Raw genomic sequence first — 15,682 nt, forward strand, 5'->3', positions numbered from 1 at the left:
AAATGAGAAGTCCGTTTTTCGATGAAATAGTTCGAAAAACGGACTTCATTCATGTTTTACTGTTCCAAAAAACGTTTCAGGATTGCGGCAGCTTCTGCTCTCGTTGTATCACCCCGGGGGTCAAGCAAGTTGTTTTCTTTGCCTGAAAGCAGACCATAACCGACGGCCCACGCTACACTTTCTCTTGCCCAACCGGAAACAGCGTCCGCATCAGCAAACACAGTCAGGTCGCCTTGGCTGGCCGTATGGATCCCCTTGTAGTCTGCATAGCGGCTCATGACTGCCGCTATTTCCTCGCGGGTCATATTTTGATCAGGCGCAAATTTCCCATCGGAGACTCCTGTAATGATGCCGTTTTCCGACGCCCAGCAGACAGCATCCGCATAATACGCATCTTCCGCAACATCATCAAACTTCAGCACACTGTTCGTTTGCGGCCGGCCGTCCGCCCTGTAAAGTATGGTAATGAACATTGCCCGCGTCAGGAGTTCATTGGGAGCAAACTCAGTGTCGGATACACCGAAAAACAATCTGTTCTGTTCGGCATAGCAGACGCTGTCAAAATACCAATCTGTCTTTTTCACATCGGAGAAGCAAGAAATTTCATCCTTGTCAAAAAGGCTTAAATGCTCAAAAAACAGGCTTGGATCAAAGATGCCGTATCCGCTTTCTTCATCATAGCCTTTTTCGCATATATCCTCACAGCTGGATCGCAAAAAATACCGTATCTGGTGGGGCAAAAGTTCCGGATAAGCTTCAAGGGCGGCAGCAGCATAGGAGGTAATCAGCGCGGCTGAATAGGATGTACCCGTCACCAGTTCGTAATCGTCTGCGTTTTTTATGGAGACAGCATTTACCTTTTCGCCGGAAAAGAGCAAATCCAGCCCGCTTCCGTGACAGGAGAAAGCAGAAGGCTCCAGCGTTTCGTTATGGCTTCCGACGCCGATCACCGTAGGATATGCGGCGGGATAATAGACACTTCCCCCGTCGTTTCCGCAGGCCGATACAATCAAAACGCCCTTCTCTTCCGCATAGTCAACCGCCTTTTTTAATGCTTCATTTTCCTTCGGTACACCGCTGCTGATATTGATGATCTTGCAGCCGTAGCTGTCAATGGCGTCATATATGGCGCTGCAAATGGCTTGGATGCCTCCGTTTATGGCGACGCCTGACGGGTACTGTGAATAATATACCAGCGGTACGATCTGGCTCTCACTGGACGGGGAGATGATTTCATTGTCCAGCGTGCCAAGAATTAAGCTTGCAACCCTTGTTCCGTGACCGACCTTATCCTCAGTGCCGCCGTATTCCGAAACATAGTTCTTTCCCTCCAGAATCCGGCTGCTGTCAAGAATATGCTCTTTTTGTGTGACGCCGGTATCAATCACACCAATTTTAACAGAGGCGGCAAATGCCGCCTCTGTTAAAATTACGATAAGTAATAAGAGTATCAGTATTTTTTTCATAGGCTTATCTGTTCTGAAGCAGGGTATAAATCAGTCTTGTCAGTATGGTTGCGGCTTCTACACGGGCAGCCAGGCCTTGCGGTCTGAAGCTTCCATCCTCGTATCCGATGACGAGTCCCAGATTTCTGGCCGCCACCACAGAATCGTATGCCCAGCTGCTGATCTGCCCATCATCCGTGAATTTACCGGCGGGTTCAGCCTCTATCTGATATCCTTCGTACTTCAAATAGCGGTCTATCATGGTACAAATCTGCTCGCGGGTAATCTTGTCGTTGGGACCGAAATGCTCCGCGTCATATCCCTCGATGATACCGTTGTACGCGGCCCAGGAGACATATTCCTCATACCACGAACCGGGTTCAACGTCGGTGAAGCTGTGGGCATCATAGGTACCCAAATTGCCGTGCATTCTGCCAAGCATCGTTACAAACATTGACCTTGTAAGGTCTCCTTCCGGGACAAACAGGTTGCCTCCCACACCAAGCACCACTTCTCTGGCCGATGCGAAATCCACATAATCGTAAGCCCAGTGGGTCTCCGGAACATCATCGAAGTTGATGCCATCCACAACGGTGATCCTGTAAGTCGCACGGACCGGCGCAATAAACCGGAACACTCCGTCTACAACGGCAGACTTGGCAACTGTGATATAGGTTCTTCCGCCGTCTGTGCTGTACTGTGCCACGACATGATTCTCGTTTTCAACCGGTTTTCGCAACGGATATGTAACAAGTTCGCCTTCCTCGGCAGTTACCGTTGCAATAATATCTGTGACCGAAGTGGTCGGGCGTCCGCTGCTTTTCGCTTTGAAATTGGCTTTTGCTTCTACGGACGTGTTCGGCATGGTAAAGCTGATTGTGGTCGCGCTGGGATCGGATACGGTCACACCCGTGAGGACCCAGCCATTGAAGACATATCCGTTGTCGGGGGTCGCGGTGAGCGTTACCAGATCACCAGGGGCGTATCTTCCGCCGCCCGTAACCTTTCCGCCGATGGTAGAGGTAATCGTTACGCTGCCCGCCTCCAGCGGTGCGCCAAAGGTTACGGCATCGGTCAGGTAGGCGCCCTTGGTAACTTCCAGTCCGCCCTCCACAAAGCCCTGGGAATTTCCGCTGATCTCCAGCAGTCCGTCGGCGTCAACATATGCGCTGCCTTCCACCGCGGTACAGTTCCATGTGACGTTGGGGCCGGTAAGTCTGAACGTGGTTCCGTCGGACGTCACGCCCGCAAGGGAGAGAACCACAGTCGTATCATCCGCCGCAGCCGGAATGTTTCCGTTGTCCACGACGTTGCCATTGATCAGCACCTTTACCCGCTGCAGATCCGCCAGGCCGCCGTGGGTGACGGTGGCATACTCCGTCAAGGAGTTCCCCGCCGCGTCAGAAGCAGTGATGCAGAGTTCTCTCTGGGAGGCGTCATTGGGTGCGTAAACGGTAACGTCAAAGCTGAACAGGCCGTCCTGATCGATGGTCCCGCCCAATTGCGAAACGGTCATTCCCGAGCACACTTCGACTCCGTCCGATGTGATGGTGAATCGTGCGTCGCTGTCCGTCACGCCGCTTACGGTAAGCGTTCCGTCCTTGGCAAAGGTGCTGCCGTTGAGCGGGGAGGAGAGCATGAGCCTGGGCGGCGTCGTATCAACCACAAAGGAATAGCTGTACTGGAATCCGTCGCCCTGGCCGTCTTTCCCCTTGATGGTAAGGGTATGCCCGCCCTCGCTCAGCTCCGTAAGCGGAATGGAGATGCTTGCGGTATCCGTAAAGATGCCGTACGCTCCGCTTCTGTATCCGTCGCTGTCCGGGGTGAGAGCTCCGTCAACGCCCCATTCTCCCGTTACGCTTTCCGTTACGGCCGCCGTAAAGCAGATGTCGCTTGCGGTGTAGGTCTCCCTGACAACGGATACTTCCTGTGCAGGCGTATCCGGATCGTTATCATGGTCTGCCATTACCAGTTCCGAAATCTCCTGCTTCTGCACGTCCGCCTGAATCGTCACTTCCGGTGTGGTCATCTCCGGCACGGTGATGGAACTTGTCAACACCTCTTTGCCGTAGACCACCGCGTCGTACGCGCCGTTGCCGTCCGAATCCACCAGGCAGTAGGGCGTGACACCCACCTGGTAGCTCTGTCCGGCGACAAGGCCTTTTTTCTCCTCAACGCCGTTTTCGTCCACACCGGTGTAGCTTCCGCCGATGGTAATGACTGTTGCGCCTGTCTCGTTTTTGGTATATGCAAGTCCGTCAACATCCGTGGAAGTCCCGTCCGCATAATACACCGTCGCCATATATCCCATGGTTTTTCCGTCGACGGGCTGGGCCACATCCACTTCGATTTCCAGGTTGCCGGCGGGATAAACGTCCGAAATCACAGCCGGCGCCGGCATATTGGCGTTGGTATAGGATACCGGGGAGGTGCTGTAAACCGCGCTGTTGACCTCCTCATCTTTGGAATATACCGCACGAAGGTAATAGGTTCCCGAGGGCAGATCCACAGGCAGAGCCAGCGAGGCCGTTGCGCCAGAAAGGGTAGAGACATCATCAATGCTGCCAAGGAATCTGACGCCGCTTTCCGCCGCGGGATCCGTATCCTCGGTCAGATAGAAGCTGATCTTGTCCAGCTCCGCCGTCTTCGTTCCGGTCCACGTCACATCCAGCTGATTGCCGCTGATGCTTGCGCTGACTTCCGTCAGCTCGGGGAGGGGATCCACGTTGTAAACCACGACGCTGGCCTTCGTCGTGCCGGTGGAGATGAACCAGTCCTTGTCGTAGTCCGCCAGATCGGTCACGGTGAAGGCGTAAGATGCCTTGCCTGTCTCGGCGGTATAGGTGACGTTTGCGTTTGCGGCATCCGTGTTGGTACCGTCATATACAACGATGGGATACGGGGTTCCGGCCATAGACATTTCGGAATTTACTTTGAATTGCTTTGCGATCTCCCGGGCCTGCTCCAGACTCTCGGCATCGTAATCGATCCGCACGATGGCGGCCGCGCCTTCTGTGTACGCCCCGAGATTGAATTTGTGCAGCAGCAGATCGCCGCTGGACTTGAGTGTCGCGTCAAACAGCTGCGGCAGCTCCGACGTGTCCACAATCTCCGCCGCTTCCATACCGGAAATGTTGGTGCCGATCCGTGCATAGAGGGTCTGGCCCCGTTCCTCATCATAGTATACGGGAATATCCTCGTGTCCCAGCAGTTCCGGGAAGCTGGGCTTGGCAAGGGAATCGCCCGTACCGAAATCCACCGAGTTATCGCCCCAGTAATAGGCGATTCCCACGCGGACAGAAAGGATCTCCACATTGCCCCAGATCTTTTCGGTGCTGATGCCCAGATCTGCTCCGGCCACCGTTGTACCGCCGAAAACCGGCACCGACTCCGGAATGTTCACCGACGCATGGGCAAACATCTCAAAAAACCAGTCCGTGTAGTTCTCTCCGATCAGGACGATGTAGCCTCCGCCCTTGATCACGCCCTGGAACAGATTGACCGAGATGGACGCCTCCAGATCGATCCCGGGATACCACTCCAGCCCCAGGCTGATCTTCTCGATGGCGTCGATGGTACCGAAAATCTTGAGATTCTCCGCCTTCAGGCTGATGCCGGTGGCGCCGACGGTCAGTGTGGCCTTGCCATCCAGAACCTGCACGATGCTGAAGCTGGCCGTTACGATCAGCTTGAGCGGCGGCACCGAGTCCGTCATAAAGATGGTGTCGTAAATATCGGAGATTCCGCCGCCGCCGCCCTTGAGCCAGACGACGCCGCAGCCATCGATGTTGAGGCCCGGATTGAACCCACCGATGTAGAAATAGATGTCGTCGGGTACCGGGACGTCGTCGTGGCTCTTGAAGGAGAGCTTCGCCTCCAGTGAAAAGTTGGCAAGCTTCATGCTGCCCTTAAATCCGAACGACCAGTCGTTGATGGTGTTGACCTCCAGGGTACCGGTGACCTTGGGCAGGGCGGAAATATAGTTTTGAATGCCGATATCCACCTTAAAGTTAACGCCGATCAGGCCCTCGCCGCACCCGTAGAGAATATCACGGACCATCACGGAGGCGGAAATCTCCTTATTGTCGTCTCCGCTCTCGTCGATGTTCGACCAATCGTATGTCCGGTACAGCGCGTCGTTGTTGGTGTAGATGTAGCTGTCAACGCTCTGCGCCTCTTTGTAGTTGCGCCAGAAATCCTTGATCTTCTGCCAGTAGGTGGTCTTGAGGGACTGATCCGGATTTTCGGCAAGGCTCTGGCCGGTGGGTTCCGGGCTCTTGGTAAAGCTCAGATCCAGGCTTGCCGAGAAGGAGATAACCCGGCCAAGTTCCTTCCCGTTGTCTTTCATGACGCCCAGTTCGCCGTATGCCATCTGGAACACCATACCGGCAATGGTCTGCCCCGGGCTGTAGGTTGTGGGCCACAGGAGCATAATGGTGTTGTCGTTGAAATTCGGGTCCCGGACGCCGTTTTTGTCATAGGGGATCAGAGAAAAGCTCTTTCCCTGTTCCAGCCGTGTGAGTCCCGATTTGCCATTCCAGATGGTGGTGCGGGCATTGCTGGTCAAAAGCTCGCCGTCAAATTCCACCACCACATCGGTGAGAGGCTGTCCCTCCGGCACATCCTTGTCATAATACACAGACATGGTGCCGTTTTCGAAGTCCATGGCGCCGTTGATGTTGACGCAGTTGTCGACTTCGTACTCTCTGGTCTCCTGATTGACACGCTTGGTGCTGGTTGCGCTGTAATACGTTCTCTTGGAGCTGTCCTCCAGCGTGTAGGTGGACTTTGAAAATTCACCCCGGAAGATCAGAAGGATCTCGGAATATCCGCCGGCGTCCTGGAAGTCCTGGAAGGCTTCCTCGTCCCGGAAGGAGTCGATTCGATAGGTAAAGTTGCCGCCGCTCTGATATTTGGTTACCGTCAGGATGCCGTAGCTGTCGTTTTTGTACTTCACATCCTCCGACACGGTAAAGTTGAGGCAGGATGCCGTCTGATGCTGGTATTCTTTCTGGATTACGTCCTCCGAGACGGCCGCATCGGTCCACTCCAGCTGCAAGTACCAGCTTCCGGGCGCCAGCTTGACCGAGTCGTCGATGGCCACATCCATCACGCCGTCCTTGATGCTGATAAACTCGTGGTCGATGGTATGCGACGTTTTTTCATCCACGCTGCGGGCAACCAGATTCCAGTTGCCGCGGTTATCCAGAAGCGCCGGGTTTTTGACCGTTACATACAGATGCCTTGTCCCGGAGGAATAGATGACCTTGGGCGTCATCTCGGTAAAGCTCACCTTGGGAATGCTTCCGTCGGCGCCCGGCAGGAGGATGTAGGCCACTTGCTCTCCCAGTTTCTTCTCTTCCACGATGGCGCCCTGGGTCTCCGACGTGTCATAGATGCCGATGGTGATCCGCTCATAGGCCGCCGTATCGGTTACTTGGGCCTGGAAATACAGGGTTTTGGAGTTGATATCCCCCACCTTCACATTGGCGTAGGTGACGATGAACGGATCGGTGGAGCCGAACCGGGAATTGTTCTCCGCGCCCATGTCTCCCAGCGAGCGCAGATTCTCGGTGGTTCTGACCACCAGAGAAATGTTCTCATAATTCTGGGCGGTGTCGGAGGCGTAGTTTTCAAAGGTGACGCCGGCTGCAAAATCCGCAATGCCCTGGTCCGTCTGCCGGACATAATCGTCTCCCGCGTCATTCAGCGTAAGGCGCAGCGGAGCGGACACGTCGACGGTCATTTTTTCTGCCGCGGAGACGTCCTTGTGGGAATACACGCCGTAATAGGTCACCATGCTGACGGGCGTGCTGCCCACGCTGCCCAGGTCATAATAGAGAGCGTATGCGCTGTCCGCCGTCAGATAATCGTTCTGGGTCTTGGTGAAGTCCATGGAACTGTCCGGCACAAAATCAAATAGGGACGCGGCCAGATTGTTCCAGTGGCCAAAGGCCGCCTGATAGGGCATGGCCTGGGGACTGTTGACCGAATAGGCGGTAATTGCCGGGTCAAAAACATTGTCGAGACAATAGAAGTTTTGCGGAATCGGGTAGTCCGTACCATCCAAAATCTGCTCGGTGGAGATGGCGTGGGTGACCGACTCCTCGTCTACCGCCTGATAGGTTCCGAAGTCGTAGCCGCCCAAGGCGGTGTCCCAAAGGACACGCGCCTTGATATTGGCGTTGCTACCGCTGCTGTTGGTGGCACTCAGGGAGATCGAAACCATGCCGTGCTCGTTGGAGCTATCATTGGCCAGGGAGATGGTCTGGGTAAAGGTGTAGCTTCCCACAGACCAGACGGCAACAATGTCGCTGTTTTCCGTGGCCTGGGTCACGGAAACGCCCTGGTGACTGGGGTCGCTGCTGTCCCCGTACTTGCCGCCGAAAATATAGTCGGAGACTGTCCCGTCCGCTTCTGTGACACGGAACGAAACAAAGGAGGTGTCATACTCGCCCGTGTGATAGAGCAGATCTTTGTTGTTATCTGACTTCTTCAGCGAGTCACCGTTGACCGTATTGACAACAAACCCGCCGTTTTCCTTGGAGACCTGCACCCGGATATATCCGTTATCCAGGGAGTAGGCCTCATGTTCTGCTGCCAGCGCGGCGACTCCCTCCAGAGGCACGATCCCCAAAAGCAGAACCACACAAAGCAAACACGATAGGATCCTTTTCATATTTTCGCCCCCTTACGCTTCCACATAGAGAATTGCGCGGAATGTCATTCTGCTCTGCGTAATGACAGATACCGTATAGAACCCCGGGGTAATGGTGAAATTGCCGTCGTCATCGATCTGAACGTCTGCACGCTTGTTCTTGATCTGACCGATGGTCAAAATACCCTTGCTGATTTTCACCGTATACGGTTCCAGGACACCGGGCGCGATGTTCTGGATATGGGAGACCTGGATGTTATGGGTCCCTGCCTTGAGTACGGTCGTGCCTTCCGGCTCGATCAGTGTGCCGTTGAGATAAATTCCGGGGTTGTTCTTGTCGTAGACCGAGACATATCTGATTGCGGTCGCTTCATTCCCCGCCTGGTCCCGTGCCGTGTACGTCACGCTGTAGATGCCGACCTCCGTGAGGTTGACAGCGCTTGCGTTGTAAGTCCAGGTTTCCACCATGGCCTGGCTTTCGGGCTCCCAGGCCGTGACGCCTGCGTCGAGGGCGGCCGTAAGCTCCGCCGGAGCGCTGTCCTGGCGGATGCGGATGGTGCTGCCTGCAAAGCTGATGGCCGGGGGCGTGCGGTCGATGTTCCCCACGGGGATGTTGGTCACGCTCTCGTTGCCGGCCAGATCCGTGGCGATGACGGAGTATACGCCGTTCTGGCTGAAGGAGAGCTCCTGGGAACCGCCCGCCGTCAGCGGGTACGTCTGCCCGTTCACGGCCAGGGTGCAGGCCTCGTCCACGGTCACCGTGAGCTTCTGGTCCGTACTGGTGACGGGCAGCTCCGCCGGATCGGGGGTAAAGGTCAGCTTGGGCGCCGTCCGGTCGATGTTGTTTACGGTGACCGTCGCCACCGCCCGGTTGCCCGCCTCGTCCACAAACAGATACTCGAAGGTGCCGTTCTGGGTGATGGTAACCTCCAGCGGCGTCTCGGCGTCATATACGGCACCCGCCTTGCCGGCAGTGGAGCAGAGGACGCTCTTGTCCGGCGTCATGGTCACGGCCACCGCATAGGGGACGTTATACCCGCTCCGTTTCAGCTCCGTGGCCTTCACCTTCACGTTGGGAACCACCTTGTCGATGGTCTCCTCCGGCAGATAGACTTCGGCTTCCGCACTCTTGCCGTTGGGGGACTGAACCCGGAACTTGAGGCCGATCCCGCCCTGCTCGAAGCACACCGTCAGACCGTTGGAGGTGACCGTATAGCTGGCGTGGCAGTTCTCGATATCCTTGATGTTTCCGGTGGGAAGCTCGGTCCAATCCGATCCGTTGTAGGAATAGTGGGTCAGCTTGACTTTTTCCACGTCAAGGACCTTGTTGGATGTGATATGCGCGTAGACCGAGGTATTGACCGGCGTTTGGGTGTACCAGCTGGAGTCCACCTGGCCGTCGTTTGAAAGATACGGCGGCGTCCATGTGGTGGTAAGCGTCGGCGGGTCGGAGTCAATGCCGGTGATCTCCACCTTTTCACTGTCGCCCATGTTGCCCACATGGTCCTGGAAGAGCAGTTCCTCCGTGGCGTTCTCCTTGAATACCTTCTTGTACCAGCCCGCGTATTCTCCCGTGGTCTCCCGCTCCATGCTGCCGTTCATGAGCGTCACAGAAGCGTTCTGGAGATTCGTACCATTGTCGATCTCCGTGCCGTCATTGGCCGTGTCGGTGAATTTCACATAGACGGTCTGCTCATAGAGGCCGCTGTGCACAATCTTCTGCTCCGCCACGGGCTTGGTGGTGTCAAACCAGTGTTTCAGATCCACTGCCCGGATCGTGATGCAGGAGAAGTTGTCGGCTGTGGCCGCAGTTTCCCCGGACGCATTGTCCACCACCGCGATGGTGAAGTCGGTGGCCAGGTCCGCGGAAACGGTGATCGTGTTTCCGGAGATGCTCACCCCGGCCACGGTATCGCTGACCGCCCCGCTGTATGTAAGGGAGGTGGGCGGGGTCTTCAGCACCACGATCTTGTAGCTGGAATAGTCTGTGGCGCCGACCTTCAGGCTGTATCCCTGTACGTAACCGATGCTTGTAAACTCGTTTGCAACATCGTTTGCCGCCGTATCCTTGGAGAAGGCGCCCGCGGCGGTGTAGTTGTTGAAGCGCTTGGCGTAGACGTCCACCACCACGGTGGGCACGGTCTCGTCGGCATAGGGCGCCGGCGGCGCGGCAAAGGTGATGCCGTAATCCGCAAGGTTGACCGAAAGGCTGCCTTCGTTGCCAAAGGCATCCACATACTCAAACTGGTACGAGGTGTCGGTATCCGGGTAGGCAAACCGGATCTTCTCGCCCGTATCGCCGGTGGGCGTGACATAGCGGCTGGTTTTGTAGGATACCTCCACATAGCTTGTGGTCTCGATGCCGTCGGGGAATTCTTCCAGCAGTTCCTCGGCCGTATACTCCTGGCCGAACTGGTCGAAGTAGAACCTGGGCTCCGCCTCCGGCGCACCGTCAATCATGTTGTCAATGTGGATGGTCAGTACATCCGCCCGCTGATAGTAGCCCTGGTTATACAGCTCATCCCGGGAATAGGCTCTATCATAAACGAACACCATGATGGTTCCGTTTTCCTGGCGGGTGATGGTCCGTTCCTTGGTGGGCAGGGACTCCCAGTTGGCATCGGAGATGGCCTGGATTTGTCCGTTGCCAAGATCCTTCCAGAACATGAAGGCCCGCTCGGTGTCCTCCACGCTCATGCGCGCCGTAACGGAAATGACCTCCTTGGTATAGGTCTCCGGCGAAATGATCAGCTCCACGCCGTAATCGCCGAATACATCTTCCAGCACCAGCTCCTGGGTATAAAGGGTGCCGAAAATATCATAGAAGGAGATCTCGGTGGTGCCGTCCTGGGTCACGGGGAAGCCGTCGATCCACTCCGTCTGATAGCCGGTGGGCTCGGGCAGAATCCAGGATTTTTCGGGCTGCACCGGCACATTGAAGGGCAGCATCAGCGCATAGTCATAGCCGGTGCCGATCTGCTGATATTCCGGCTGTACGCTGCCGCTGTCTACAACATGGGGCTTGGTATTGGTGGCGGTGACATCTTTGATCTCGGTGGTGCCGGTATGGCCGAACTTGTCGGTGGCCTCCACCGTCACGTCAAACTTGATCTCCGCGTCATCGCTCTCTTCCAGAAGGTATTTGGCGGCGCCGTAAATCGTGACGTCCAGATAACCGTCTGAGGTTACTTTTGGCATGACCGCCTCCACCCGGTAGATGCCCGTGCTGCTGACATTCTCCGCTTCCCAGAGGAACTCCATGTCATCCTCCGGGGTGATCTCACCCCAGTAGTCGTCGAATTCGTCGATGGCCAGTTCAAAGGTTGCCTGCTGTCCTTCTGCGTCTCCACTCACATCCGGTTGTTCCACTCCCAGCCGCTGGGAATAGGCCTCGTCGAAGATGAGCTTCAGATCAATGGTGCCGTCCATCAGATAGGTGGTCAGCGACAGGTCCGTGATCCGGAGCTTGATCTGATACGTTCCGTCAGACTCCGTGCTGCCCTGGGACGTAATCACCGGAGCGTCCTCGTCCCGATAGACATTGAAATATTCCTCAAAATAATAGATGCTTCCATAGGTATTGAGCGCGTAGAAATAATACCACTTATGTCCGGGGGCTGCATCGCAGCGATAGGTGCCGTCGGCCTGGGGGAGCAGTTCCAGTTTGTTGGTCCCGTCGCTTGTAAAAATCCGCACTCCCTCCATGGACTGGCCCTCATCCGGAGTAAAGACCAGCGTATTGTCGTCGGAAATCGTCACCTGCGTGTCCGCATCCTTCTGGGTCGAGAGCGTACCGGACACATCCAGCCAGGAAGGATAGATGGTGTAATACTTGATTTCCGACTTTTTCCCGTTGGAGAGTACAGTCCGCACCGCGATCACGTTGTTGGTATTCCGGATCAGGCACAGGGGTGCATCGCCTTCGGCTCCCGGATCTGCGGGGTCGATACCGGCCACATATTCCGCGGCGCCTTCTTCATCGAGGATCGTGAGGTCCAGGCCCCGCGTCGAGCCGCTCCTGTAAATGGCGGCAGTGTCTTCCGTCTGTCCTGCCGTGACATTCCAGATCAGCTGATCCGTGTACAGGTACATGGTTCCGCTCGTTTGAATATTCTCTGTTGTCAGATAGATCTTGTGCTTGTCGTATGGTCCTCCCCAATATCGGTCTGTTTCATTGGAGACCGGCAGATAAATCACATCTCCGCCAGGCTCAACCTCCTGCTCCTGAATACCTGTGGAATATGCCATATCATGATTGACGGAATCGCACTCCATCTTCAGAGAGGTGATGCCGAACTCCGACGGATCGGGGGCGGTCCGCCCGTCAAGATACTTCGTCTCACTGGCGCGATAGAGGTACAAACCGTTTTGCCCGCTGTTTTTTGCCTGAAGATTCACCTGGAGATAGAAGGACCCCGTTGTCGTGTACTCTCCCGCCGGCAGGGTGATGGTCTGTTTTGCCTGGGGCTTCAACGGAATATACAACGTTTCAAAATCAGCACTGATTCCCCATACCATCACATAGGATTTATCAAAATTGATGAGATCATAGCCCCATTCCGGCATACCATCACCCAGGTCGATCTCATAGGTCAGGCCCTCCAGAGTGGAGAGCATCGGCTCCGAGGTATAGTAGTAATAGGAATTGTCGGTGGGATCAGGAATGTCGCTCACGGGAGTGATGCTGATATCGGGGAAGAAGTTTTGTCCTTCTTTGAACGGCGTGACCGCGCGGATGGTGTAGCTTTCCTCGCTGACCTCATAGGAAACATTTCCTGCCTGGGTCACACATTCGTTTTCATCAAAAGCAAACGCACCCTTTACGCCGGCAATGATGTAGAACTGATAATCGCCGGTGCGGTATCCGAAGGTTTGAGAATACGGCTCGCTTCCGTCATTGAGCAGGTAATTGTTCAAATATTCGATGTCCGTATCCGTTTTCTCCAGAACAATAAAGTTCCTTCTGTCATCCGACTGTACTTTATACCATTTTTCGTCATCATACGTCATTCCGCCCTCGGTGCAGGCGTAGTACTCATTGTCCTTACCCGGCACCGGATGCAGGCCCAGCAGGAAGCCGCCGGAGCCCTCTTGGGGTTGGTAATAGATATAAAAATCGGTGGCGTAGTCTTTATTTGTGCTGACGCTGTACGCGATCTCTTTCAGATTGTACCGATGCGCGCCCAGACCGTATACCACTTCATTGCCGTTTTTGTCCGAGACCTTGACCCAGAGATATTTGTTGAAATCCTCGCCGGTTTTCACGTTTTCGGTGATGGTAATCGTGGCGGAGGTCTGGTCGAGAATATCCTCCGCCGGCACCTGGTCGATGTCCTCGGCAGCCGGCTCTTGGTCGCTGTCCGTCCACAGATAACGGGCCTCATTCAGGGCGGTGGCTTCCTTGAGGTTGACCTTTACGGTCAATTCGCCGCCTGTATCGGTAAGTTCTCTGGTCACCTCGCCCAATTCGGCCGTGGGATAGGTGTTGTCCCAGAGGGCGTCGATGGCAAAGGTGGCTGTGCTCTCGTTGCCGGCATAATCCATCACCTGGAAGTCCAGCTCTGTATCCAGCACCTCATAGGTGACATCGTCCACCTGCTTGATATGCAGGTATTGGGTTCCCTCCACCTGGGTAAATTTGCAGTAGCCGTTATTCATGAGGGCTCTTGTCCACTCTTCCGGCTCATCGGTAGAAGAGGTGACTGCGTAGTCGAAGGCCATGAAGGAATAGGTGTCCGTTCCCTTGCGCCATCTGAAGTAGCCGTTCAGTCCGTTGGTCCCGGACCCATCGTCCTCGATGGTAAACGGGACGTAGAAGCCGCTGCCGTCCTCATAGGGTACGACAAGATATACGTCATCCGATTGCGTCATCTCGGCGGTGATCTTCGGCTTGGTCACGTCCAGATAGAGCGTCGCTGTATTTTTGTTGCTCACATCGTCAGCGGAAACCGACAGCGTATTCCCGGCCAAATCAGAGACCGTTTCGTTGAATTGGATGCCCGTGATGCGGATGACGCCGTCCGGGTCCTCGCAGGTCATGCCCTCTTCCATGGTGAGTTTCTCCAGGCTGATATAGGTCACGTTTCCCTTGGACGGGCCCTGGCCCTCCCCGCCCTGGCCAACGGCGGTCTTGAGCAACTCTGTGCTGGTCAGCGTGACGGTGTCCCCGTCCTGAGTCTGCAGGTTCGTGGTGGCCGTGAGACCGGTGTACTCTCCCTCGGCAAGATCCAGAACCTCGCTGAAGCTCAGGCCGAAGTCCACGCTGTCGCCCACGCCCAGGTGGGTGTCGCTGTTATCGGCATCGTTGGAACCGGTCATCGCTTTGATGTTTGCGTTGTTGGCGGTGACGGTGGCGCTGATCTTGGAAAGGGCCGGAGCCTTGGTATCAATGTAGCTTTCCGTCACGTTATAGGTTCTGTCCGACTCCCGCATACCGTTGCCGGCGATGTCGGTGATATACGATGTGGCCCTGGTATAGCCGATGTCGTTGGAGAGGCTGAGCCCATCGGTGGAGAGGGTGAAGCTCTTGTCCTCGAAAACCACCTTGAGGTCACATTCCTTCATCAGCGGGCTGAAGTCCACGCTGGTGATCGTCTTTTCCGTGGCCTCGCTGTTGGTGGGAACCGTGTAGGAAAAATACAGGGTGTCGTTTTCCAGCTTGGTCAGCATGGCCTTGGGATAGTTGTCGGAGCTGAGCCCTTCGATGGCAAGGCCCACATACAGATCGTCATGGGCAGCGCTGTCATCGGCAAAGCGGATGGGCTCGTCAAATTTGACTTCCAGATTCACCACATCGCCGGCTTTCAAAATCCGGTTGTCAATGCCGGTTACCGAAACGATGGACGGCGCGTTGTTGTCCATATAGGTGATGACCGGCTTGGTCAACGACGCGTCGCCTTGGCACTTGCAGCTTTTATTGCCGCCGTCGTAATAGGTGCCCTGCAAGCTGACGGCAAAGTATACCTTGGGAGAAACTTCGTCGCTATTGTAAGCGACCGTGCTGTAGCCAGTGGAAAGGCGTTCCGTGTCTTTTGCCATGTCCCGGCTGTTGATGAAGAGGGAGGGATTGTACCGAGTGCCCCTAACCCAGTATCGATAGGACAGCATGACAGCCGTGGTAACATTGGCCGTATTGTTTTTCAGATTAAACAGTCCCGACTTCCAGGAATGCTGATGCTTGTAATTGTGAAAGGAAGCCGAGATGGAGGTTTGCAGGTTGCTGCCCTTCATCCGCAGTTGGCCGATGTCCACGTTATCCATATTGATCTGCGCGCTTGCATTGACCAGATTGTTTTCAAAGGACAAGTTGAACAGGCTGCGTTTGGTGGCCGCGTTGAACTTGCTGTCTGCGCTGATTTCCCGGTTATACAGCTTTTCGTCGATGCCGGTCTGTGCGTTATAAATGGCCACCTCCGGCTGGAGGCGCGTATATGCCACATCTCCTGCCGCCAGGACGGGGATCGACACCGTCGGCAGGAGCAGAATCAGCTGTACAACCGCAAGCAGCGCCGCCAGAATCCGCTTGGGCCGTACTCGTCCTCTTTTTCCCATCGTGTTCCTCATCATCACACCCTCCTTT

3 protein-coding genes are annotated in these 15,682 nt (G+C 55.5%); all 3 read right to left on the reverse strand.

Features of this window, described 5'->3' with window-relative positions:
• Positions 1-56: 56 nt before the first annotated feature.
• From B5G40_RS03450 to B5G40_RS03460, 3 genes are read right to left on the reverse strand one after another with little or no spacing between them, the layout of a single operon-like run.
• On the reverse strand, positions 57-1,466 hold the full coding sequence (locus B5G40_RS03450) for a S8 family peptidase (RefSeq protein WP_087398778.1): 1,410 nt from the start codon (positions 1,464-1,466) through the stop codon (positions 57-59).
• Positions 1,467-1,470: 4 nt separating this feature from the next.
• Positions 1,471-8,094, reverse strand: coding sequence for an S-layer homology domain-containing protein (locus B5G40_RS03455; RefSeq protein WP_206407205.1), 6,624 nt, complete (start codon positions 8,092-8,094; stop codon positions 1,471-1,473).
• A gap of 42 nt (positions 8,095-8,136) precedes the next feature.
• Positions 8,137-15,666, reverse strand: a complete 7,530-nt coding sequence (locus B5G40_RS03460; protein WP_143383362.1) for a DUF5011 domain-containing protein — start codon at positions 15,664-15,666, stop codon at positions 8,137-8,139.
• Positions 15,667-15,682: the final 16 nt, after the last annotated feature.

The sequence above is a fragment of the Flavonifractor sp. An9 genome, assembly GCF_002161245.1.
Lineage (GTDB): Bacteria > Bacillota > Clostridia > Oscillospirales > Oscillospiraceae > Flavonifractor > Flavonifractor avicola.